18 protein-coding genes are annotated in these 24487 nt (G+C 49.2%); 14 read left to right on the forward strand and 4 right to left on the reverse strand.

The genetic code is table 11. The features are described from left to right. Window positions 1-204 precede the first annotated feature (204 nt). The 6 genes from JTE88_RS00980 to JTE88_RS01005 all read left to right on the forward strand — a co-directional run bounded on the left by JTE88_RS00980 (window position 205) and on the right by JTE88_RS01005 (window position 9804). Window positions 205-1860: a DUF4091 domain-containing protein gene (locus JTE88_RS00980; RefSeq protein WP_204424783.1), complete on the forward strand. Its 1656-nt coding sequence runs from the start codon at window positions 205-207 to the stop codon at window positions 1858-1860. Further along, a complete protein-coding gene (locus JTE88_RS00985) occupies window positions 1857-4877 on the forward strand; it encodes a glycoside hydrolase family 2 TIM barrel-domain containing protein (RefSeq protein WP_204424785.1) in 3021 nt (1006 codons plus the stop codon). The genes JTE88_RS00980 and JTE88_RS00985 overlap by 4 nt, the downstream gene beginning before the upstream one ends. A 57-nt stretch (window positions 4878-4934) precedes the next feature. Further along, a complete protein-coding gene (locus tag JTE88_RS00990; RefSeq protein ID WP_204424786.1) occupies window positions 4935-6422 on the forward strand; it encodes a glycoside hydrolase family 5 protein in 1488 nt (495 codons plus the stop codon). Window positions 6423-6551: 129 nt separating this feature from the next. Continuing rightward, window positions 6552-7874 carry an ABC transporter substrate-binding protein gene (locus JTE88_RS00995; RefSeq protein ID WP_204424794.1) on the forward strand — a complete coding sequence of 441 codons (1323 nt, stop codon included), beginning with the start codon at window positions 6552-6554 and terminating at the stop codon, window positions 7872-7874. 68 nt (window positions 7875-7942) lie between these two features. Next, window positions 7943-8893 (forward strand): carbohydrate ABC transporter permease, encoded by a 951-nt coding sequence (locus JTE88_RS01000; protein WP_204424796.1) that lies wholly within the window; start codon window positions 7943-7945, stop codon window positions 8891-8893. Further along, window positions 8893-9804 carry a carbohydrate ABC transporter permease gene (locus tag JTE88_RS01005; RefSeq protein WP_204424798.1) on the forward strand — a complete coding sequence of 304 codons (912 nt, stop codon included), beginning with the start codon at window positions 8893-8895 and terminating at the stop codon, window positions 9802-9804. The genes JTE88_RS01000 and JTE88_RS01005 overlap by 1 nt, the downstream gene beginning before the upstream one ends. Before the next feature lie 66 nt (window positions 9805-9870). Here the strand turns inward: JTE88_RS01005 and JTE88_RS01010 are convergent, their stop codons facing one another. The 3 genes from JTE88_RS01010 to JTE88_RS01020 all read right to left on the reverse strand — a co-directional run bounded on the left by JTE88_RS01010 (window position 9871) and on the right by JTE88_RS01020 (window position 12306). Continuing rightward, a complete protein-coding gene (locus JTE88_RS01010) occupies window positions 9871-10380 on the reverse strand; it encodes a hypothetical protein (protein WP_204424800.1) in 510 nt (169 codons plus the stop codon). Beyond that, on the reverse strand, window positions 10364-11236 hold the full coding sequence (locus JTE88_RS01015; RefSeq protein ID WP_204424801.1) for a hypothetical protein: 873 nt from the start codon (window positions 11234-11236) through the stop codon (window positions 10364-10366). The genes JTE88_RS01010 and JTE88_RS01015 overlap by 17 nt, the downstream gene beginning before the upstream one ends. Window positions 11237-11358: 122 nt before the next feature. Beyond that, window positions 11359-12306, reverse strand: a complete 948-nt coding sequence (locus JTE88_RS01020) for a hypothetical protein (RefSeq protein WP_204424803.1) — start codon at window positions 12304-12306, stop codon at window positions 11359-11361. 402 nt (window positions 12307-12708) lie between these two features. On the opposite strand from JTE88_RS01020, the gene JTE88_RS01025 reads away from it, so the two are divergent. From JTE88_RS01025 to JTE88_RS01055, 7 genes are all read left to right on the forward strand, one after another. Further along, window positions 12709-14565: a phosphoenolpyruvate carboxykinase (GTP) gene (locus tag JTE88_RS01025; protein WP_204424804.1), complete on the forward strand. Its 1857-nt coding sequence runs from the start codon at window positions 12709-12711 to the stop codon at window positions 14563-14565. A gap of 208 nt (window positions 14566-14773) precedes the next feature. Continuing rightward, on the forward strand, window positions 14774-15667 hold the full coding sequence (locus JTE88_RS01030; protein ID WP_204424805.1) for a phosphoribosylaminoimidazolesuccinocarboxamide synthase: 894 nt from the start codon (window positions 14774-14776) through the stop codon (window positions 15665-15667). A gap of 130 nt (window positions 15668-15797) precedes the next feature. Further along, the gene (gdhA, locus tag JTE88_RS01035; RefSeq protein WP_204424806.1) at window positions 15798-17135 is read left to right on the forward strand and encodes an NADP-specific glutamate dehydrogenase; all 1338 of its coding nucleotides are present in this window, start codon (window positions 15798-15800) and stop codon (window positions 17133-17135) included. A gap of 387 nt (window positions 17136-17522) precedes the next feature. Beyond that, complete coding sequence (locus JTE88_RS01040; protein ID WP_239519529.1) at window positions 17523-18452, forward strand: class C sortase; 930 nt, start codon at window positions 17523-17525, stop codon at window positions 18450-18452. A gap of 59 nt (window positions 18453-18511) precedes the next feature. Next, window positions 18512-19261 (forward strand): isopeptide-forming domain-containing protein, encoded by a 750-nt coding sequence (locus JTE88_RS01045; protein ID WP_204424807.1) that lies wholly within the window; start codon window positions 18512-18514, stop codon window positions 19259-19261. Window positions 19262-19278: 17 nt separating this feature from the next. Further along, a complete protein-coding gene (locus tag JTE88_RS01050) occupies window positions 19279-23007 on the forward strand; it encodes an isopeptide-forming domain-containing protein (RefSeq protein ID WP_204424808.1) in 3729 nt (1242 codons plus the stop codon). Between the two features lie 208 nt (window positions 23008-23215). After that, on the forward strand, window positions 23216-23572 hold the full coding sequence (locus tag JTE88_RS01055; RefSeq protein ID WP_239519530.1) for a sterol carrier family protein: 357 nt from the start codon (window positions 23216-23218) through the stop codon (window positions 23570-23572). An 83-nt stretch (window positions 23573-23655) separates the two neighbouring features. Here JTE88_RS01055 and JTE88_RS01060 read toward each other — a convergent pair whose 3' ends face one another. Beyond that, window positions 23656-23889, reverse strand: a complete 234-nt coding sequence (locus JTE88_RS01060) for a DUF3073 domain-containing protein (RefSeq protein WP_204424810.1) — start codon at window positions 23887-23889, stop codon at window positions 23656-23658. A gap of 359 nt (window positions 23890-24248) precedes the next feature. Here JTE88_RS01060 and JTE88_RS01065 point away from each other — a divergent pair, with 359 nt between their 5' ends. After that, a complete protein-coding gene (locus JTE88_RS01065) occupies window positions 24249-24443 on the forward strand; it encodes a BldC family transcriptional regulator (protein WP_204424812.1) in 195 nt (64 codons plus the stop codon). The last annotated feature ends 44 nt before the right edge of the window (window positions 24444-24487 follow it).

A 24487-nucleotide genomic window follows, 5' to 3' on the forward strand; every position in this document is an offset into this window, starting at 1 on the left:
ATAAGCAAAAGGCGGGCACCCCGAGCAGATGTCCGCCTTTTGCTTATTTTGATTATCTGCAATATGCCGCAGTTTAAATGCGTTGTGTGCGATGGTGAACGTTTGCATAAATATAGATGTGAATAATAAAATATGCGGAGTACCAGAACGGGAACAATGATGTTTCCCAACTATTATCAGGCTCAGAGCTTGAGGAGGCTGGCCATGGAGGCCCTCATTGTTGACGAACTAACGAAGATTCTTCCTACGCAACGCCCGCGCCCGGCTGAACTTTCGCGGACTCGGTTCAGCAATGAACCTTTCCAGTTTCAGATTGCCTGGCATGAACCGCCCCATGGTATTGACCGAATCGAAACCACGATCACCATTTCCGCTGGTGATTTAGCAACCGTTCGCTGCGAAGAAGCCATGCTTGTTCCGGTATCTACCCCGTTTTTTATGGGGGACGACGATGGTTATCTCGTCTCTCGCCCAGATCTTATGCCAGATGTTTTGCGTCCAGTGGAGACCAAAAAGACTAATAGCGCGGACGGCTCCGAATGGAGCTGTTTCGTCCAACAACGTCACCAGGGTTGGAATAGTGTGTGGGTGAGTGTCACTGACCCGGGCACCCATATCATGGTAAAAGTCGGCGAACTCGTGCTACCAACAATAGAGGTGACAACGATACCGGCCACAGTTCCAGAACCAGATATCGTCAACACCCGCTGGTTCCATTGCGATTCCTTAGCGCATACGGCTCACGTGCCGGTGTGGAGTGACGAACACTGGCAGGTGATCGAAAACCAGATGATTGCCGCACGGCGGATGCATATCAACTGTTTACTCATTCCACTGTGGACCCCGCCGCTCGATACCGCCCCCGGCAAACGCCGGATGTCAACGCAACTCTTAGACATTACCCGTACCGAAACTGGAGAGTATGTATTCGATACGGCACAGGCGCTGCGCTGGCTCGGCTTGCTGAAAAAGCACGGGTTTAGCGCTATCGAGATCCCGCATATTTTCACCCAGTGGGGAGCGAAAGCCTGCGCACAATTCTATATTCGGCAGGGCCAAGAGGTTCAGCCAGCTTTCGGCTGGGACACTCCTGCTACCTCGCCAGAATACCGCGTATTCCTCGAACAACTTATTCCTTTTGTGCGTAGTTTCTTGAGCGAACATATGGATCCTGACTCGCTCTACTTCCATATTTCAGATGAGCCAGCCGAAAATAATGTGGACACGTATGTTGCAGCTCGCGCCCAAGTGCTTGACCTGCTCGAGGGTTGCCGTGTCATCGATGCGCTATCTGACGTGGCTTACCAGGAACTTGTGGATACTGCCGTTGTTGCCACGGACGCAATCGACAAGTTTCGTGCCGGTGGTATCGAACCAGAATGGGTCTACTACTGCGTATGCCAAGAAACGAAACTTGCCAATCAATACATCGCCCAACGCCCGATCCGCCACCGTTATCTCGGCTTCCAGCTCTACAAGTCTGGCGCTCGCGGATTTTTACAGTGGGGATACAATTTTTATAACACGCAGCTGTCCACCGGGTATGTCGATCCGTTCTGGGAAAACGACGCCGGTGGCGGATTCATCTCTGGTGACGCGTTCATTGTTTACCCTGCACCGAACGGTGAAGTTTGGGAAAGCCTGCGGCACCGCATGGTGGGCGCCGGCTTCCAAGATCTAGCCGTCTGCCAATTCGCGGAAACCCTGTTGGGGCGCGCTGCGGTACTTGACATTATTGATCCGGACCAGACCCTCGATTATGCGAGCGGTTGGGTTTCGGAACAGGAACTGATCCGGCGTCGAGAGCGCCTCAACTCTGCTATTGACGCCAAGCTACAAGAAAAAGTGAAGGAACTATGAGCACGCCACAACATATCGAAGAAATTTCTGCCTCCACTGGCTTCCTAGTTCCTCCGCGCACATGGCGTCCGGCCACCGACTATCCGCATCATATCTCGCTCAACGGCGAATGGCGTTTCCGGCTCCACCCCACAGCCCAGCTAGATGATTCCCTCCCGTGGGAGACCATCACATTACCGTGCCATTGGGTGTTCAGTTCCGAACGCGACGACGCCGGGCGGTTGCTGTGGACACGAGGCAAGCCGATCTACACTAACCAAAAGTTCCCGTTTGCACTCAACTCGCCGCACGTGCCGCACGATAATCCCACCGGGGAACATGTGCGAACGTTCAACGTTTCCGCCCAAGCATTCGCTGACGTGACTGCAGGCGGGCGCGCAATTATTCGGTTCCTTGGTGCTGAGTCTATTGCGCAGGTTCGGGTCAATGATGTTTTGGTTGCTACCTTGCGTGGGTCCCGGTTGATGCACGAAGTCGATATTTCTTCGGCTATCCGCGAAGGCACAAACACAATTTCAGTGGTTGTGAGTCAGTGGTCGGCGATGAGCTATATCGAGGATCAAGACCAGTGGTGGCTGGCCGGCATTTTCCGTGACGTTGATTTTTATGTGGAACGCGCGGGAAGTTTCCGCGATGCCCGCGTTCACGGGGACTATGATCCACACACCGGCGTGTGCACGTTGCACATTCGAGTTGAGTCCGACGGCGATACTTACACTTGCCGCATCGGAGACCACGAGCATGTGCTACGAACCGGCCGATGGGAGAGCGTTGTCGTCGAATCGACGTTGCCGTGGAGCCCGGATGCGCCACACTTGTATCCGATCACGCTGACCAACTCACTAGATACCCGGACGATCCGGGTGGGATTCCGCCGGGTTGAGGTGTTCCGTGGAGAACGGCCACGCATCCTGCTCAACGGAAAGAAGCTGGAATTGCGTGGCGTCAATCGCCACGAAACGCATCCGGACAAGGGCCGTGCTTTCGATCCAGACCAGCTCCGCCGGGATCTAACTATGATGAAACGGCACAATATCAACGCGATCCGGACCGCCCATTATCCTCACGATCCACGTTTTTACGATCTGGCAGATGAATTTGGTTTCTGGGTTGTGTGCGAAGTTGATTTGGAAACTCATGGATTTGTGTTTGCTGACTGGGCTGGTAACCCGTCTGATTCTCCGCAGTGGCGAGGCGTTTATGAGGATCGTGCCTTGCGGACGGTTTCGCGCGATTACAACCATCCGTCGATTATTTTCTGGTCGCTCGGGAATGAGTCGGGGTATGGGGAGAATATGGCTCGGTCGGCGGCCCTGATTCGCCGAGAGGACCCGTCGCGTCCGATCCACTATGAAGGCGATTACGACGGCCGAATCACCGATATTCATTCCCGAATGTATTTGCCGATCGAACAGATTCACGCCATGTGTTCTCCTGGTGGTGACGTACCGATTTCCGATGTGGCAGTGTGGGGTCATGTGCATCAGTTCCCGCTGATTAACTGCGAATATGCTCATGCGATGGGAAACGGCCCGGGTGCGTTGATTGACTATGACGAGTGTATTGAGCGCTACGAGCAGTATCATGGCGGTTTCGTCTGGGAGTGGCGCGACCACGGCTTGCGTACCTGGGATAACGGCCAGGAATACTTCGGGTACGGTGGTGATTTTGGGGAGCGAACCCACGATTCGAATTTCGTGATGGACGGGTTAGTTCGGTCCGACGGCGTTCCCTCACCGGCGCTTGCGGAGCTCAAGGCCGTGTACGTTCCGGTTAAGTTGGTTGCTCGGGCAGAAGCAGGCCGGCTGATTGTTGATATTCGTAATCGATACCATGCGCAACGCTCAAATATTCTTACGACTCGCGTTTATGTGGGCGAGACGTGTTTAGGCGTACTAGGGCACGATGTTGCGCCGGGTGAACATGAAACGCTCGTGTGGGAGCATGACGCTATTTCGCCAGAAGCCGTGATTGATCTGGTCTCGTGTCGCAATGAGATTCCAGTCCCTGGCAACTCGTGGGAAGAAGAAGGCTGGGAGGTGAGCCGTACCCAGATTCGTCCGCAGGTCCAACCGTTGCGGTATCCGGTTGGGGGCATGATTGACCCCGCAACAGAACCGCTCGTGGAGCTCGACGGCGATCGGCTGATTCGTGTTCTTGAGCTTCCGGTTGCTGATATTCGGCCGTCGTTATGGCGGGCGCCAACGGATAACGATGAATCGCGTGGGTTTGGGTCATTTAGTTTGGCAAGCCCAGGGAAGACGTTTGGTGCCGGCTTGGAAGGTGCGTCGTCGTCGGCGGATTTGTGGCGTGCGGCAGGACTGGATAAGATGGCATGTCACGAATGGCATACTGAGCTTTCGGGTGATGAGTGCAGTGGACGATACGCGCGTGAAGAAGTCTGGGCGAGTGATCAGTCCCAAGCCAGGGTGAACGTCACCTGGCGCTGGGAATGGGGCGTTGTCGACGGCGAACCAGTCGTCCGGTTGTCCGCGGACGTGTTGCCGTCAGCTAGCTGGCGGGGCTCGTGGCCACGGACCGGAATTCATGTTGCTATCCCGCGGCCAGAACATGTCTCATGGTACGGATATGGACCTGGTGAAGCATATTCGGATTCTCGCCAAGCAGTGACACTGGGGCGCTTTGCTGCTGAACCGCAAGACCTAGAATTTGAGTACTCGGTTCCGCAAGAAAATGGCACCCGAATTGGTATGCGTGAGTTGGTTTTGAGATATGGCTCGTACGGGGTCAGCCTGCATGCGCATCCGCATATCAGTTTGCCGGAGTATTCCGATTACTATCCGTCATTTAGTCTGCATGAGCAGGACGAGTTCGCACTTACGGCCGCGCGCCACCCGTACGAGCTGGAAGCAAACGATGGATTCTGGCATCTATATCTTGATGGTGGCCAGCATGGTTTAGGCTCGCGGACATGCGGTCCAGATGTCTACCCGCAACACGCATGGACACCACGGGCGGTGAGTATCTCGTTAGATATAAAACGACATACTCGATGATTTCTCATCTCACACATTCTAAGCAACGGTGCTTAGAAAAGAGGGAAGGAGTAGAGAATGAGACTGAAGTGGAGAAAACCTGCAGCGTTAGTGATTGGATTCGCTATGGGAGCATCGTTGCTGCCAGAAGCTGCATATGCGAATGAGGAAGATGGGCTATCGACGGGCGAACAAGCTAAGTCGATAGTAGAAACATTTGGTAAGGGAGGTGATGGTGGATCATATTTGACAACGTCTGATGGTCGGCAAGTGATTCTTCGTGGACTTAATACGCATGGTTCGACGAAAGTAGCAAAAGACTGTATGCCGGAATACTACGAAACTGATATTGCTCGAGAACGCAGCGAACTCAGTAGTAACGCGGTAAGACTATTGATGCAGTGGAGATGTGTAGAGCCTGAACCAGGCGTGTACGATGATACCTATCTTGATCGAGTAGAGAACCTAGTCAACACCTATAACTCTCATGGCATGACTGTTTTGTTAGACATGCATCAAGACCTTTATGGGCCGGGTGTAGCTGATATTCCTGGTGTTGGAAATGGAGCTCCAGCCTGGGCAACTTATACTGACGGGCTACCAGTAAATAAACATGATAACTGGGCTATGTATTATCTTGAAAAAGGTGTTATTCGAGCTTTCGATAATTTCTGGAACCACACGGGCAAGCATCCGGAATTAATGGATCATTATGCCAAAATGTGGGCTCATGTTGCTCACCGGTTTGCGCATCATCCTGGAGTTTTTGGCTACGATCTGATGAATGAACCATTCGCAGGTAAATCCTTTCCAGCAACGTTGGAACAAGGGCCGCTAGCTGATCTTTACAGGCGGGTTATCAATGCAATTCGCGAAACGGATAACGATACTTGGATTTTCCTAGAACCAGTTGCCTTAGGTGCAAATCAGGGACTGGGAACAAACCTGCCTTACATTCCAGACCCACGCCGAGGGCGACCAAAGATTGGTTATGCTCCGCACATGTACATGCTTGGTACTGAAGAGGGCGGGATGCCTCAATGGTCAGCACTTGCAATTAAAGGGGCAATGCGATTGTGGCAAGCCAACGTTCGTCAACAAGCCAAAGATCTCTCGCCAGACGGGACGACTGTGCCCATCGTCGTCGGCGAATATGGACTTAACACTGACAAACCGGGTGGGCTGGAATATGTCAAGTATGCCCAATGGCGTTTAGGAATGATGGGAGCCTCTACTTTTTATTACTCCTCTGATCGCGGACAATGGGGGCCCTGGGATGAAAACGGCCAGAATCGCAACACGCACGACTTATTGGCAACATGTTATGCCACAGTCGTAGGCGGCTTCTTGGATTCGCAAGAACCATTAGCTGATGGGTGTGGGATCTATTTTGAACGCGGTGATGGGCGCAATACCGAAATCCAGGTTCCATGGGCATCGAAGATTGACGATATCCGTGTTGAGGGGGCAACAATCGTTGGATTTAGTCCTGAAGAAAAAATACTGACAATTAACACTGGAACTTTTGCGCAGTACAAGGAAGTCTGGGTGAAACGGGCTAAATAAGTAGCTTCCGGACTACCAATATCTGTTGACAAGAAAAGTGTTATGTTACCGGATTCACTTTTTGGTGAATAGCGGTATAGTGTAATGGCAAGCAGAACAGTCATTCTGAACTCAAAGGGGAGAAAAATTATGACAACACTGTCGCATCGCAGCAAAGTTGCTGCCGTTTTGGCAACTGTTTCACTCGCAGCAGCCGGTCTTGCTGGTTGCTCATCGGACTCGGCTGGAAAAGCATCGTCCGGCGAAGACGGAAAAACAGAAGCCGCACTTGAATACGTCCATCGTTTGCCAGATGGTGAAGGCATGGTCAAAGTTCAAGAAATCGTAGATCGATGGAACAAAGATCACCCGGATATGACAGTCAAGGCAACCAAATTCGATGGTAAAGCTGCAGATCTATTCCAGAAGCTCGAAAAGGATGTGGCAACCGATACCGCCCCATGTTTAGCACAGCTCGGATACTCTGAGGTCCCAGAAGCATTCGTGAAGGGCATGGTTGAAGACGTCACCAAGCAGGCAGAAAAGTACAAGGACAACTTCTCCGGTGCGTACGGCCAGATGGCAGCCGGTGGAAAGCTTGTAGGTTTACCGCAAGATACTGGCCCGCTCGTCTACTTCTATGACAAGGCAGAATTCGATGCTCTCGGGTTGTCCGTGCCAACTACGCTCGATGAGCTGAAAGAAACTGCTAAGAAGGCAGCGGAACAAGGCAAGTACATTTTGAATTTCGAACCTGATGAAGCCGCTCACTGGCTTTCAGCACAGGCTGCTGCTGTCGGCGATCCGTGGTTCACTACCGAAAACGATAAGTGGAAGATCAATACCCAAAACAAGGGATCTGAGGTAGTAGCTAACTTCTGGCAAGAACTCATCGATGCCAAGGCAGTCACCACGATTAACCGCTGGGATGATGCATACACTAAGGCATTGACCGATAAGAAGGTTATTGGAAACATCGGTGCAGCTTGGGAAGCTGGTTTTATGCTTGACCCAGTTGTTCCCGAAGATGCTGAAGGTACTTGGCGAGTAGCTCTACTACCAGATTTCGGTGAAGGCGTGAAGACCGGCCCTGACGGTGGATCTGGTGTTGCCGTGATGAAGGGCTGCAAGCACATCGACGAGGCAATGGAGTTCAACAACTGGTTCAATACCCAGACGGCAGAGCTTGCAACACAAGGCCTTGTTGTTGCAGCTAAGGGAGAGGTGACTACTCCAGAAAAGATTAAGCGTCAGTTTGGTGGACAAGACGTTTTCACCGAGCTTGCCAAGGCAAACCAGGGCTTGAACCCTGACTTCCAGTACATCCCAGGATTCTCTGCGGTAGGCCAAAAGATGGTTGATACGGCAGCGAACGTTATTGATTCCAAGGGCAAGATTGCCGATATTTTTGCGGCAGCTCAAGAAGAATCGATGAAGACGCTTAAGAATCTCAAACTACCAGTAGTCGAATAGTAGGTGGTCCGCCGCCGAAAGAGACGTGATTGGTTGAGAACTACAAGGAATTTATATTGAGGCACACTATGACAAACACGGTAGAAATCGATAGCTCAAGAAAAAGAGGTAGACGCAGGCGAGAGCGCCATGAAGCCCTAACTGGTTGGATCTTCATGCTCCCGTTCGTCATTGGCTTCACATTAGTTTTTCTGCTACCGATTGGAGCATCAATATATTCGTCGTTCTTCCAAGAAGTCTCTGACGGTGGCGGACTCTACGGCGGAAGCGAACTCGTCAAGGAATTCGTTGGTTTAGATAACTACTACAGAACCGTGGCCAATGAGAGATTCTGGATGGGAATTATGCGAGTGATTCTCTATACACTCATCCAGGTCCCCGTCATGATTTTTGTGGGCTTGGCGTTGGCACTTGTTCTCGACTCGCTGCTAGTTCGCCACGTTGCGGTATATCGGCTCGGCTACTTTCTACCGTTTGCCATCCCAGGCATCGTAGCGGCAATCATCTGGCTCTACATCTACACTCCAGAAATCTCACCACTTATTTCGCTGTTGAACTGGTTGGGACTAGACGTTAATTTGATGAGCAAGAATCTCATTTTCTTCTCGATGGCAAATATGACTACTTGGACCTATACCGGCTATAACATGCTGATCTTCCTTGCAGCGCTACAGGCGATTCCAACTGAGCTTGAGGAAGCAGCCCGGCTTGATGGAGCTACTGGGTTCCAAGTAGTCACAAAGGTGAAGGTTCCAATGGTTCGAGGGGCAGTGCTGCTGTCCGTCCTTCTCTCAATTGTGGGGACGATCCAACTGTTTAACGAACCAGCTGTTTTGTCCACTGTGAACCGGTGGATGGGTGCTGACTACACTCCAATGATGATGGCTTACAACACTATGGTTGGGCAGATTACCCCATCTGGTGATGGTCCGGCAGCCGCGACTTCTATTGTGATGGCAGTGATTGCGGGTAGCTTAGCTGTGGCCTATGCGTTGATCGAGCGGAAGGTGAATGACTAATGTCAAAAGTAGCAAAATGTATGCTCAGTGACGGAACCGAGTATGTCCCTTCGCGAGAAGGGATCCCAGCTCGTTCTATCGCACCGTCTGCTGTGGCTCGCTGGCTTACTAGAGCAATCCTGTTTCTTGCGCTCGTGTACTTCCTGTTCCCGGTCTATTGGGTGATCGTGGCATCCACGAAGACGAATTCTCAACTCGTGTCCACAAACGGATTATGGTTCGACGATTTTAATCTGCTGAAGAATCACGAGACGCTGATGGTGTGGACGCGCGGAATGTTTTGGCGGTGGGTATTGAATTCGTTACTCTACTCCACGGTTGCTGGGGTAGTTGGCACACTCATTTCTGTGATGGCAGGATACGCAACTGCTAAGTTTAACTTTCCTGGCAAAGGAATTACGATGGGCGTGATCATGTCTGGCCTGCTCATGCCAGCGGCCCTCCTCACTATCCCGCTCTATATTATTTTCCACCACATCGGAATCACCAATACAATGTGGGCGATTATCATTCCAGCTTGTGTGAGCCCATTTGGCGTGTTCTTGGGCCGCGTCTATGCTCAGACATCTGTGCCAACGGAGCTCATCGAAGCTGCGCGAATCGACGGCGCTAGCGAAGCTCGCATTTTCTTTACGATGGTGTTGCGGCTTTTAGCACCGGCGATGGTGACGATTTTCCTCTTTATTTTTGTAGGAACGTGGAACAACTTCCTGTTGCCGTTGATGATGGTGACGGCTGATGAAATTAAGCCGGTAACTCTTGGCTTGTACGGCATGATGAGCTACTTTGCCCCAGAAAAGGGAGCTGTGATGTTAGGTGCGCTGTTGGGAGTTCTCCCACTGATTGTTCTCTTCCTTGCGTTGCAGAAGTACTGGCAGTCTGGCCTCGCTGCCGGTTCGGTTAAAGGCTGATTGTTCCGAGACATTTGGTGGTGGCCACGAACATGAGTTCGTGGCCACCACTTTGCTATTTAGCTGTTAGTCGTCGAAGCGATCGCTCAGGTAGCTGACAACTCCAGCGGATATTCCACCCACCAGTGCGAGCTGGGAGTGAGCAAGGCGTTTACCTTCGGCACGACGGCGCTCTCCACGCCGGAAGATCGCACGCTCTTCCCAAACAGAAAACGCAATCGAGGCACAGGCTGCCAAACCGGCACCGATGATGAACGGCGCCGGAATCTCGAGCGGATCCACATCCGGTGTGTTCTCGGCATCTTCGATAGTTCTGACTTCGACGTCGTTAGGAGTTGGATTAGCCTCAGCCTCTGTAGCCTCGCGAGCCTTCATATCGGCTTCAGACTCAAGAGTGATAGACATCGGTAGTTGCTTGGTCATATGCATGTAGGCAAAGGGCAACAAAGTGGCTGCTGTTTTCACGAAAAAGCGGGTGGTGCGCGAACGGAATAAGTCCGGAGACGCATAGTAAGCTGCGATTGATCCGCCAGTAATCAGGGAATTCATAAGGTTCTGGTTAGATGAGATCTTCATTGGAAAATTCCTCGGTTGGTTGGGTGGTGGATGGTTGAGCAGTTGCAGGCTGCTGAGTGGCTGCCTGAGCCGGAGTCGAAGCGCTCGCTAAATTCACTTCATAGCCATAGGTAGATAGTTCAGCAGGGGAAGATACCGGCTCCTTCTTCCGCATAGTGAAGAACACAAAAAATCCTATTAAGCCAGCAATGCCAAAACCGATTGCCATCCAAGCCCACAGTGGTAATCCGGCCGAGCTGGCGGGCATAAATAGATCAGAAAAACTGTCTGTTCCGTGTTTTTGCCCTTCAAGATAAACCCCGTGCTCGATGAGATATGGAAGGCTATCGTAAACTGCCCGATTTCCGACAATCTTAGCTCCTTCGGCCTGAATAATCGGTCCTGGAGTGGCAACGACAAGGCGAACATCGAGCATATTTATTAAAAATCCTAAGCCAGCAGGTAGATCTTCGGAATCATTGATACGCCCATCAACGATAAACGTATCTGCAGTTTCTTTAACGATCTCACCATCGACAATCGAATCAGGTGTCTCAAAATCGGCGCGGCAAGCAAGCTCATCATCCGACTCAAGCTCAGTGATTGTGACTTGTTCAAGGAGGAGATCAATCGCTCCTGAAGGAATTTCTGCTGTTTGTGGATCGTTCTTTAGCTGTTCAAGAGATGCTGAGAGCAGATCCTCGCAGGAAGAAATCTTTTCTTGGGCGAGTATGCCGTACGAGTCATGGAACTCTATCGCGATAGTGGCCCGGCCGTCTTCATGAATGCCAACGCCAGCACTTGCTTGGCAGGAGCTTAACCCAAGCATAGCTATTGTTGCTATACCAGCGGCTTTTATTTTGTGGGAGAACGTCATAAACAGGCTCCTGTGTCGAAGAGAAGAAAGTATTAGTTTCCAGTCTAGCGTGAAAGTAGTGAATCAAAAGCGAGGCAACTATGTAGATAGTTGCCTCGCCAAAAGAAGAACAAGTGTCAGATTTACTGGAGTTGGTCTGCGTCGTTCACTGTGCCATCAGATGCATCGGTGTGGTGTTCTGGTACGCCGTTTGCTCCGGCGATGCCAATACCGGGATATGGTTGATTTGGTGCTACTGGAGATTCCGCGCCTCTGAAAGTAGCAGTAGTGCCTTCTGGTACCCCGTGGGCTCCAGGCATTGCTGAACCAGGGTAAGGCTGGTTCGCGGCAGTTGGTAGATCAGTAGTTGGAATAGCAGTGTTTGCATAGCCAGTTGACGTTGCAGGAGCTTCTGGTTTCTTACGCACGATGAAGAAGACTAGTGCACCAATTCCGAGAAGTAGTGTACCGGCAATTGCTACCCAAATCCAAGCAGGCATGCTAGAAGAAGAATCATTAAGAGTGATTTCCTCTATCGAGCCGTCCCCTACTTTCTTACCTTCAACGGTGATGCCGTTAACAAGTGTTTCCAGATCGGTAAAGGTCGCACGATTGCCGTCGATCTTACCTCCTTCTGCAGAAACAATATCGCCAGGCATCACGATTGTTAGCGAGAAATCACCCATGCTTTCGAGCAAGGCAAGTTGTCCTTTGGGGACCTGGCCCGATGTATCTTCAGTTTTTAGAATGAAGGTATCGTCTGTTTCAGTGAGCATTCCTTGGTCAACTGCGGACTTATCGGTTTTGGCGCTGAATCGGCATGCAAAGTCATCACCTGATGTGATGTCATCGACGGAGATATTGGCATCTTGATCAGTGGGAAGCTGTCCCTTAATTGCATCATAGAGGACGTCGCAACTGTCACCAAGCCCCAGTTCTTTCAGTTGGTGATCGGGATCGTGAAATTCGATCACTGAGTTTAACGATCCGTCGGATTCCACGCCGACTCCGAGATCGACATGGCAGGCGCTGAGAGCGATAAGAGTAGTTGTTGTTACAGCTGTTATTTTTAGGAATGCTGGTATTTTCAAAGCGGTTTAACCTAACTTTCAGAGTTTTCTTTGCCTTGATTCTAAAGACTGATAAAGAGATGCGCCAGAACTCATCCTAATTCGTGTCCGGATACATGATGATACGAACGAGATAGTGAGGAAATGTGGGGTAGTTAATAGCTTAGGTGGTAATTCTGTTAGATATATCGGTTTTGTCGATAGGTGCATAACGTGTGCTCTGTCACGTAGTTTGCGGGCAGTGAACATGAAATTTGGGTAGGTAAAACATGAAACGGCAACAGCGCAATGATCTTGAAGAACACCCTGATTTTTACGCTGATAGCATGGGCCCTATAGTCCCAGTGAGAAACCGAGATTCCCGGTAGTATGACTATGTGGCATAAAAACCAAACGTCGTTGTCAATCTCTAGGAGGAAAAAGATGACTGACATGTACACTGTTGAGGCAGTACGCGAAGGTGCACCATCGGTAGCGCCAGCAGATTTGGTCGAGTGGGTTGCTGAAGTAGCTAACTTGACCGAACCAAAGAACATTGAGTGGGTTGATGGATCCGAAGAAGAATGGGATCGCCTCACTTCGATGATGGTTGAATCCGGAATGTTCACCCGGTTGAACCCAGAGAAGCGTCCAAACTCCTTCTTGGCTCGTTCCCTTCCGTCGGACGTTGCTCGTGTTGAGTCCCGTACCTTCATCTGCTCCGAAAAGGAAGAAGATGCAGGCCCGACCAACCACTGGGCAGATCCAAAGGAAATGAAGGAAACCCTCATTGGTGAAAAGGGTGTTTTCCGTGGCGCAATGCACGGCCGTACCATGTACGTCATTCCGTTCTCCATGGGTCCATTAGGTGGTCCAATCTCCCAGCTCGGTATCGAACTCACCGACTCCCCATACGTTGTTGTTAACATGCGCATCATGACCCGCATGGGCATCAAGGCTCTTGAGCTCATCGGTGAAGGAAAGCGATGGGTTCCAGCAGTTCACTCCGTGGGTGCTCCACTCGAAGAGGGTCAAGAAGACACCACTTGGCCATGCAACGATGAGAAGTACATTACCCACTTCCCAGAGACCAACGAGATTTGGTCTTTCGGTTCTGGTTACGGCGGCAACGCACTCCTTGGTAAGAAGTGTTTCGCACTTCGTATCGCTTCGACTATGGCTCGTCGCGACACCTGGATGGCTGAGCACATGCTCATCCTCCGACTCACCGATGAGAAGACCGGTCGCCAGTTCCACGTCACCGCTGGTTTCCCATCAGCATGTGGAAAGACCAACCTCGCTATGCTCCAGCCAACCATTGACGGTTACAAGGTTGAGACCGTAGGCGACGACATTGCTTGGATGCGCCCAGGCGAAGACGGCCGTCTCCGTGCAATTAACCCAGAAGCAGGCTTCTTCGGTGTTGCCCCAGGTACCTCCTACAAGACCAACCCAATGGCTATGGAGACCATGAAGGCTAACACCATCTTCACCAACGTTGCACTTACCGACGATGGCGATGTTTGGTGGGAAGGCATCGATGGCGAGACTCCATCGCACCTCATCGATTGGCACGGCAATGACTGGACCCCAGAGTCTGGCGAGCCAGCTGCACACCCGAACTCACGTTTCACCACTCCAGCATCGCAGTGCCCAATCATCTGCCCAGATTGGGAAGCACCAGAAGGTGTTCCAGTGGACGCAATCCTCTTCGGTGGTCGTCGCGCAAGCAACGTTCCACTCGTTGCTGAGCAGTACACCCCAGCACACGGCGTCTTCATCGGCGCAAACGTGTCCTCTGAGGTTACCGCAGCAGCTCTTGACGTCAAGGCTGGCGCACTCCGCCACGACCCATTCGCTATGCTCCCATTCTGTGGTTACAACATGGCTGACTACTGGGGTCACTGGCTCGAGATGCAAGAAGAGCTCGGCGAGAAGTTCCCGAAGGTATACCAGGTCAACTGGTTCCGCAAGAATGCTGACGGCAAGTTCCTCTGGCCAGGATTCGGCGATAACGCCCGTGTTCTTGACTGGATCGTACGCCGCGTGGCAGGTGAAGTTGAAGCAACCGAAGGTATGACTGGTCTCTACCCGAAGCGCGAAGACTTCAACCTTGAAGGCACCGACGTTACCGAAGCTGACTGGAACGCTATGTACACCCTTGATCCAATTTCTTGGGAAGCTGAAGCAAAGGACTCCGAAGAGTACTTCGCAAAGTTCGGCGACAAGGTTCCAGCTCCACTTATGGAAGAGCTCGATGCTCTCCGCAAGCGTATCGAAACCGCTAAGGAAGCTCTCTGAGTTAATAGCTCGATAACCTAAGCAATATTATGGCCTGAGGAAAATTCCTCAGGCCATAATATTGCTTAGCGAGTGGAGTTCCTTATAGTAACTACGAGCTGTCGCTCCGTTCTGTCTCATATTGAGATATCGGCCTGTCCTGCGTGGAGAGTTTTGCCGTGCGCACGGTAAAATTGTATTAATTGCACAATCCAACGAAGGAGGGGCAATGGTTGCATTTGCTGGAGGCATCTCTATTCCTGGCTGGTCTCGTGTTTATGCAGGAAAAGTACGAGATATGTATGTTCCGATTGACAACCAATGGCATGACGGAAACGATACAATGCTCGTCGTTGCATCCGATCGTTTATCCGTCCAAGACCGCGTTGTGCCCTCCACCATTCCTGGCAAAGGGGAACTGCTTACTCAATTAACTCTCCACTGGTTTGATGAGCTCAATGGTATCGTTCCCAACCATCTCGCATCTGTGAGTGTCCCTGAGGAAGTAGCTGGACGTGCCATGATTGTTCGGCGCTTGCGTATGTATCCAGTTGAGTGCTCTGTTGCGGGCTATATGACCGATGTTATGCTTGCAGATTACCGAGCAACTGGAAAAGTCTGTGGAGTGGAACTGCCTGCAGGATTACGCGAAGGAGATCAACTTCCGTCGCCGATCTTTCTACCTGCCCGTAAGGGTTCGGTAGAGTCAAACGATATCGATATTACCTTTGATGAATTCGCCTATATTGTTGGGTTAGACGTTGCGCGGAGTATTCGTTCGATCGCGATAAGAATCTACAACGAAGGCCACAGAAAGTGTGCGCAAGCCGGGATCATTCTCGCCCAATGCAAAGTCGAATTTGGCAGCTCGGCTGATCCTGGTGACGTCGAAATCGTTCTTGCTGACGAAGTGCTCACTCCAGACTCGGCGACTATGTGGCTCGCCCAAGATTACGAACCAGGTAAGGCACAAGTCGCAATGGGGAAGCAATTTATCCGCCACTGGCTCACGAGATGTGGCTGGGACCGAGATAGTGGGACCCCACCTCCGCCACTACCACCCCACCTGGTTGCGACCGTTAAGAAGCGGTATGAGACCGTGTTTGCGATGTTAGCAGGCTAGGGATATCTCCGCTCGTGGCGTATAACATATACAAAGTATGAGACGATTGCCCTGATAGGCTATCTTGTCTTTGTCTACGAAGAGTTGCGGTTTATCCTGTGATTAGCAGAAAAACAAAGGAGCAACACTCATGGACAACTACATTGAAAAGGTCTACGAAGAATCCCTTCGACGCAACCCAACCCAGCCAGAATTTCAACAGGCAGTACGCGAGGTCCTAGAATCAGTCGAGCCGTTGCTCGCTACCCGCAAGGATTACCGCGATGCGGCAATCTTAGCCCGAATCATTGAGCCTGAACGACAAATCATGTTCCGTGTTGCGTGGGAGGACGATAATAACCAGGTTCGTGTCAATCGTGGCTATCGTATTCAATTCAATTCAACCCTTGGCCCATATAAGGGTGGTTTGCGGTTTCATAAGTCAGTCACACTATCGGTAGTGAAGTTTCTTGGCTTCGAACAAATTTTCAAGAATGCATTGACTGCTCAGTCGATCGGTGGCGGCAAAGGTGGGTCAGACTTTGATCCACATGGTAAATCGGACAACGAAGTTATGCGTTTCTGTCAAGCATTCATGACAGAACTATCCCGCCATATTGGCGCAGATATTGATGTTCCAGCAGGAGACATTGGAGTGGGTGCCCGCGAAATTGGCTACATGTTTGGTCAATATAAGCGTTTGTCCAATCGCAACGAAGCAGGAGTTCTCACTGGTAAGGGGCTGAACTGGGGCGGTTCGTTAGCGCGCACTGAAGCAACTGGCTATGGACTAGTTACATTTGCACAGGCCATGCTCGAAGAGCGTGGTGAAGATATGGAAGGTGCAAAAGTCATCGTTTCTGGTTCTGGGAACGTAGCTACGTATGCCATTGAAAAAGCACAAATGCTAGGGGCTAAACCAGTATCAATCTCAGATTCATCTGGTGCTGTGTATGATCCGGATGGGATTGACGTCGAGCTTCTCAAGCAAGTAAAGCAGGTTGAGCGGGGTAGAGTCTCAGATTATGCTCAACGACGCCCTAATGCGCAATTCTTGGCCGGTGAACGGGTATGGGGGATTGCTGGCGACATTGCTTTGCCATGTGCTACCCAAAACGAAATGGAAGAAGCTGATGTGGTGACTCTGGCCAACAACGGTGTCAAGCTGATCGCAGAAGGAGCAAATATGCCATTGACTCCGCAAGCTATTGAAGCTGCCCAGGCTTCACATATTCTCTATGCTCCGGGCAAAGCATCCAATGCTGGCGGTGTGGCAACTTCGGCATTGGAAATGCAACAGAATGCTGGTCTGACTCAATGGCCGTTCGTGAAGGTTGAAAACCGGTTAGATAAGATCATGCTCGATATCCACCGTGAATGCTTGGAAACCGCACATGAATTTGGTAGACCAGGCGATTACCTGGTGGGTGCAAATATTGCGGGCTTCCGCAGGGTTGCTGACGCCATGTTAGATCAGGGAATCATTTAATAGCAGGGATAATTCTGCGTTTTCACTAGGCGAGTGGTTGAAGGAAAGAATAGTTTTTCGACCTAGAAATTGCTGGTTTTTAGAAAAGTGTGGAACTAGGCTTAGTGTAATCTGACACGCTATCCAGTGGATGAGCTAAGTAGTCGCTGCCTCGGCAATTTGTGGATTTTTGTTAATTATCGTTGTGGCAGTTAGAAATTTCGCCCCAATGCGCGAGTGAAAGGTAATCGTGAGTTTCTACATGAAGGTGTAAAAGGACAGAAAAGTCTGATTGCTTAACTGGGATATTTTGAATATTCTAGATCTTAAAGCTTATGGTCAACTGAATAGGTCTGCTCTCTGAGTGGTCTGTTTCAGTGTGGTGTGCAATTTATATTTAGAATTTTAATGGGAAAGGTGCGTATGCACAGAAATATAGTGTTCGCTGAAAAAAGTGAAGGCAGGGATGTTGGCTTGCCTGAGCCGGAGATCGCCAAAAATAAGAAGGCTTCCGGCGGATTTTTGATGCCTACCATTATCATTTTAATTGGTGTATCGATCCTTCTCTATCCAATTGTTTCTACTCAATGGAATAATTATCAGCAGCGTTTAGTGGCTGATGAGTATGCATCGTTTGTTGAAAAACAAGATACCTCCAAACTTGAAGAGTCGTTGGAAAAGGCATACTCATATAATCAGAATAGAACAGTTGGGCCAATTCTAGATCCGTGGACTGCTCGTTTGTCCGACGATAACGAGCCATACAGTGAATACCTAGAGCAGTTAAATCTGATGGGTACGATGGCAAGGATTGTTATTCCTAGTATTAAAGTTGATCTTCCTGTTTTTCATGGCACTCGTCCGGAGACTTTAGAGCGGGGTGTAGGTCATCTTTTTGGAACTGATCTTCCGGTAGGCGGGGAAGGTACCCATTCTGTTCTTACATCGCACACGGGGCTGCAAACAGCGACTCTATTCGATAATTTAAAGGATATTTCCACGGGTGACTCAATCTATATAGATGTTTACGGTGAAAAGCTCCGTTATGTTGTTACAGGTACTGAGGTCGTTTTGCCTGATGAAGCGGACACCCTTTACAAAGTAGAGGGAAAAGACCTGCTGACTCTTGTTACCTGCACCCCGTATGGTATTAATTCCCATCGTCTTTTAGTTCATGCTGAACGAGCTCCAATGGATGATAATGGCGCGGATGCGGTGGAGAACGGTGTGGGTTGGGAAATTCAATGGTGGATGTGGCTTTTTGGTATTGCTGCTCTTTCCGCGGTTCTGATACTCATTCGATTCCTTTATGTAAGTAAAAACAATCACAATCAATAGAAAAAATATGTCGGCAGAAACCCTAGATGGTGCTGATATCTCGGAAAATGGAGGTGGCAATGAAAGTCTCTAAACTTATCACTTGCGTAGCAACTTTAGGATTTACAGTTCTCACTTTTACGGTAGCTAGTCCAGCTATTGCACAACCGGTTGTTGGAGACACGCCTTCGGCGGAACACGATATCAGGTGCGAGCAGACGTCTCTTACGATCTCGTTGCCGAAGCCAAACCCGTACGATCAAACACCGAATGATGGCTTGGCTGAACCTACTGGAGAAGGGTTCGAGATATCTGCGCAACGAGTGGCAGGTCTTGATCTATCTAAATCATCCGAGTGGGTGAAAATCGGCGGGCTTACCCCTAAAACAGCACGTGATATGGGGCTTGTTGGTGATCGAGTAACCTTGACAACAAATAGTGATGCGAAGGTTACTTTTAACAATCTGCCAATTGGGCTCTACCTCATCACTGCAACAGCTCCTCAAGATCCTCATTACAAAATATCTCACTTAGATGATTTTTTGGTTTCCGTACCTTTGGGTCAGGGAGACCATTGGGATTGTGCTGTGAAGATTGATGCGAAAACGCATTATGATGTAGAGCCGGTTCCTCCAACACCCCACGAGCCTCCGGTGCCGCCTACACCAGTACCTCCTCTTGCTATCACTGGTGCTCAAATACTCATCGCAGGCGTGGTTTCGACCATTCTTATCGTTGGGGGTTTGATCCTTGTTGTGAGACGCAGAAAAGACGCAGAGAATAACCTAAACGAAAGCGTTTCAGAAGATTCTTTAGAAGGTCAGAAATGAACATAAAACGTGGAAAAATGACTACTGCGGTAGTAGCGGTTACAGGTCTACTTTTATCATTTATGACGGCAGTTCCAGCGTTGAGCGCCGAAAATAGCTCGAGCTCTCAGCATGAGAGCGCAGCGATTGTAGAAGCTAATTCGGAAAATAAGTCTTTTAATTTTATTGCCAATATAGCTGAAGATCAGCAGATTCATGTGCTTCTTTCCGAAGATATGGTAGACGAAGGCATGATCACCTTCGAACGTGTTGGAAATCCGTCTAACGTTGTGTCACTTAGAGGTGTAACTCTCGCAGGTGAACCATTGGAGTCTGATTCGTATGCATCTGTTGAAGCGTCTGATAACCATAGTGAATTAATCACTGTTCAGTTGGATCGCGATTCAGAACAAACTGTTAAAGACTCCGAGCTCGTTATCTCGTATTCGGCAGCCACAGTTGACTCACCTGATTCCTGGAAACTAAATCTGGATGTAGATGCTTTCACGTTAGCTACACCTGATAAAGAACGCGGCGTCGTGCAACCGCGTTCTGCCAGCTATACGGTACGTGTTGAGGCGTTTCCAACTAACCCGAAACTAAATGAAGAAGTAACGTTCACATATGTTATCCGGAACACGTCCGGGAATAACTTATGGTGGTTAGACGGAGGCGATCATCGGGATTCAGCTCATGTTATTTCTGACAAATTGTGCGCCCCAATAAAGTATGGATCTGGATGGAGTACCACTGCGAGGTACACTTATATTAAGCCAAATTCTGAAGCCCGACTTACCTGTTCCACGAAATTCGATGTGGCTGGCAAAAAATATAATGAAGTAACGCTAAAAGCTGGAGAATTTTGGAACAGAAATACTTATCTCAGGCCTTTTGAGAGCTTGAATAACTACCGTCTCCCATTCGCTGTTGAAGTCCAAGATAAGAAAATTGATCGAGGGGAAGGGGGCAACCGTTATACTGTTGTTATTCCAACGGCCCCTGTTACTCCAAAGGACTACGAATCTAATAGAGACCCAAAGTGGAGTATACAAAAAGCGTCTTCTAAGGATTATGTGAAACCGTCCGGCGAGTTAGTTAAGTACACTTATACTGTTAGAAATTTGAGTGGAGACAAACTTTATTTCCGTTCGATGAAAGATGATTCATGCAGTCCTCTTCGAATTGAATCAGGTATCGTTAAGGAATCGCGGAAACGTCAGTTTATTCCTGCAGGGAGTGAGGCTGTTTGGACGTGTACTTCAGTCGTGCAACAAGTGACAGTAGGTATAGTTGATGCGACATTTTTCAACTCCGCAGGAGATGCGAGTTCTGCTGGTGCAGCTACTTATGTAGGCGTACGGTATGATAACGCAACAAACGGAAATAATTTTGGTATCGCTCGCTGTGATGTAATTGACTACACTACAGTTAATGAATCGAGCGGCGTGGGCACTTTGGGTTCTATGGATCCTGGTAAAGCTCCAGAAGAAAACAAAGATTTCCCGGCAGACGGGGCGCCTCGAAACCCAAAGTCCCCTGGCAATCTGGCTCGCATGACAACTGCATCTGCAACATCTGCGCAACATCCCGAATGGGTCTATTATACGCCGCGTGTGGGTGGTCAGGCTGCAAAGCTGGGTGATCCGAACATCGGTCTTTATCGAGTCCACAAACAGTCTGGTAGGATAGAAAAAATCACCGATGCGCAGTGGGAGGTTGAAGGTGAAGGGAAACTTCGTACTGAAAAACCTGGAGCTACATACACTAATCGTTTAGCTTTTGGTCCAGATGGCACCTTGTGGTCTTTTTCTGGGTTAGGAAAAATGTACTCATTGCAGCTGGATCAGGATGGCAAAGCTACCAGTGCTGGTTGGAAAGATCATGGGTTTATTGGATCTGATGTTAAGTATAGCGGTGGAAAACAACTCTTTTTGAGTGATCTTTTGTTCGGAGATATTGCTATTGACGGCAACAACACTATGTGGATTATTGGATCGACAGTGGGAACTGAAACACTTATTGACGGGGTCTACCAAAATACTAAAAATGAGGATTCTTTCCTTTTTAGTCTGTCAGCAGCTAGATTATTGGCAAATAAGGGTGACACTGCTCATTTAATTACTAATCTAACTAAAAAAAATTCCCTTAAGAAAAAAGGGTTCTTTGGTTTAGCTTTTGGGCCCGATGGGACTTTATATGCATCGTACGATGCATCAGATAAGAGTATTTATGGCAATCGGATTCCGGATGGTGAAATGTATTCGATTAATCTGGAAACGGGTGAAGCTAAATTTTTGTTTAGTAGTCCTAGAATTAAAGGCGTCCAAGATTTAAGTTCCTGCGCTTTTCCAAAAGCTCACATATCTGCAGAAAAAACTGGTGTTGCTGTAGATAGTAGTCATCCCAACCAGATCAAGTTCACTATAAAAGTTTCGAATACTAGCAAGATTCCAGCTCCTGGAATCAAGCTACTCGATGTTCTTGATGGTAATAAGTATGAGTTTATTAAGGCAACATTGAATGGGAATGAAATAGGCAAGGCCGGTGAAAACCCCTTTAAAGATGAGCGTTTGATCAATTCGCCCAATAAGCACCCTGGGGTTGTTTCTCCTAATGCTCCAGCTGTAGTAGAGCTAACTGTGCATGCTACAGGAGCCAGCAGTTCCGATGGTGCACATGCGTGCAATCAAGCGGATGTTCTAGTGTCGGGGGATGTAGTTAAAACTGATGATCCTTCCACTGCAAACGCTCCGGATCCTACTTGTCTTCCGTTGGCCCAGAAGCCACTCCTTGAGATTTCTAAAACTGGGGGAAGCATTGTCAAGAATGGAAATGCTGGCGACTCAGCTTATGAAGCTGAGTATGAGATTCGGGTTGAGAACATAGGTAATATTAAAACTTCCTATACGACTATAGACGACGCGCTTTCCTATGTCGTAGACGATAATATGTATAAGCAGGGTTGGCCGGACCAATTAAATTCTCTTAAAATGGCTTGGTCCAGGTCTGGTAGCGATGAAAATGCGCAATCCATAAGTATTCCTAATAACGGAAAGGTTAAAATCGGCACTGAAAAGGAGAAGTGGCTGGAGCCTAAAGGGGTACATCTGTATAAAGTCAAAGTTAACTTTGTTCTGATGAACAATAATGATGGTGTAACTGCTGATTTCGGTGTAGCTAAAGAGCTATGTAATTCCGCAAAGATTAGCAATACTGATTTTGCTGAGTCTAGAGTTTGTAACTCTATTCCTAAGGCTGAGAAAGCAAAGGTCACTATTAGGAAAGCAAGTTACGATCCTAAGACACAAAAGAGTGCCGTCCTCCCCGATTTAGGCGGTGCTGAGTTCATCGTGTATTCGGCAAAAGAAGGGCAACAGGAATCGCCTAACTTTGACTCGAAGGTCGCAGAAATAAGCAAGGAGAAAGGTCTTACATTCGATGTGGACGCTAGTAAGACCTACTATCTTGTCGAAACTAAAGCGCCGAAGGGCTTGAGTCTTCTCCCAGAGCCAGTCAAGCTGATTAGTAAGACGAATGCCGCAGGAAAGATAGTAGTAGAAGCTGTTAATTCGCTGAATGTGGAGGTTGCAGGAGCTGGCGACCAGATTGTCGTAACCGTCAATGATGTCCATACCGGTGATCTGCCATTGTCTGGTGGTCATGGCGTCTGGATACCAGGTTTAGTTGGACTTTTCATCATGCTTGGGGGATTGGTTCTTGCGTTCCGACACGGTCACGCAATGAATACGCTCGCTATTAGAAGGTAGTCTGGCGCCTTCGCTGTAGCTTATTCCGCTATCGCGAATAATGATGTTTCAGGGCGGTTGCTGTTTATCAGTAACCGCCCTGAAACATCGGCTTGGCAAAGTTTCTGTTGCCGGTATTTTAATGAGATTGCGATGGACGTGGGTCCACTTGTCTTATGTAGTGTGCTCTGTACTATCAACCGCGGTATAAATATGCCACAATGGTCTTGTGAAGAGAAAGATTGACCCCTCTGTGGGTATGGGCTCAGTTAGGCGATTCGCGGCAGGAGAAAGGCTTACAGAGGCTGAACGGCGCACGGCAGTGCGTTTTTCGTTAGAAGAATTTGCGATTAGGCACCCGGGGCGGTCAGTCGAAATAAGAGTTCCTTGGGTGGGAGCCGTGCAAGCAATTGAAGGGCCTACGCATACTCGTGGAACGCCGCCGAACGTGGTGGAGATGGATGCGCAAACGTGGCTAAAACTAGTGGTCGGACAACCAACAGCGGGAATTGTTAAAGCAAGTGGTTCGCGTTCTGATTTGCGCCAGCTTTTACCACTTTTCGGAGCAGCGCAACTTGGATTGTAATTAATCCATATTGGTAGAAAATGGGGACAGAAATGCTCCAGCCAGGCCATCTGGCCCGGCTGGATAACAAATCTTTGTGCTCGTCACTTGTGTGGCGGCATCCAATCGTCTTCATCCCAATCGTCTTCTGCTGGCGGAATGTTATACGAGTCGTAACTCGACCATTCGCTATCCGGATTTCCGGAATCACTATCAGCAGATGAGTTGGATTTTCCGATGAGTTCTCTTTCGAGAGCTGCATAATCCGTTTCGGGACTGAAATACTTTAGATCACGTGCGACTTTTCGCTGTTTGGCTCTTTGACGGCCGCGTCCCATAGGGATCCGACCCCCCTCAACTCGTCTTGGGGCGACGCGAAGTGGCCCCGCTATGTACATTAATTGTTCTCGTGGAACTACTTTACAACGAATCGACACCTAAACTCCACGTGGCAGGCGAAAATGCGAGCGATCACGCCTGTGAGATTGATAGGCAATCAAAGGAATAATCCGAATAAAGGAATATGGTTGAGCAATTTGTACACCCTTGGTTGCGGTTTTGAGTAAATAAATCATCTCCTGGGTGGATATATTACCTTCATCCTTCCCTTTATAATGGAAAAGGACAATCTTTTATTCTTCCGAATAAAAAGACAAAGCGCGATGAACTTCATAGGTTTATGTGAAAGGAAAACACAATGACTGAATTCGATACAGAACTCATGACCCCAGCCGAAGTGGCAACTCTCTTTCGAGTAGATCCCAAAACAGTTGCCCGTTGGTCTGATTCAGGTAAGATCCCTTCAATCCGGACCCTCGGCGGTCACCGTCGTTTCCGTCGCGCGGATATCCTTGCAATTTTAGAAAACAACACCACTGAGATTTCTGAGTAAGTGACCACACTATTGCCTCTAATGCGATAGTTGATAAAGGGTGT

Source organism: Arcanobacterium phocisimile (assembly GCF_016904675.1).
GTDB lineage: Bacteria > Actinomycetota > Actinomycetes > Actinomycetales > Actinomycetaceae > Arcanobacterium > Arcanobacterium phocisimile.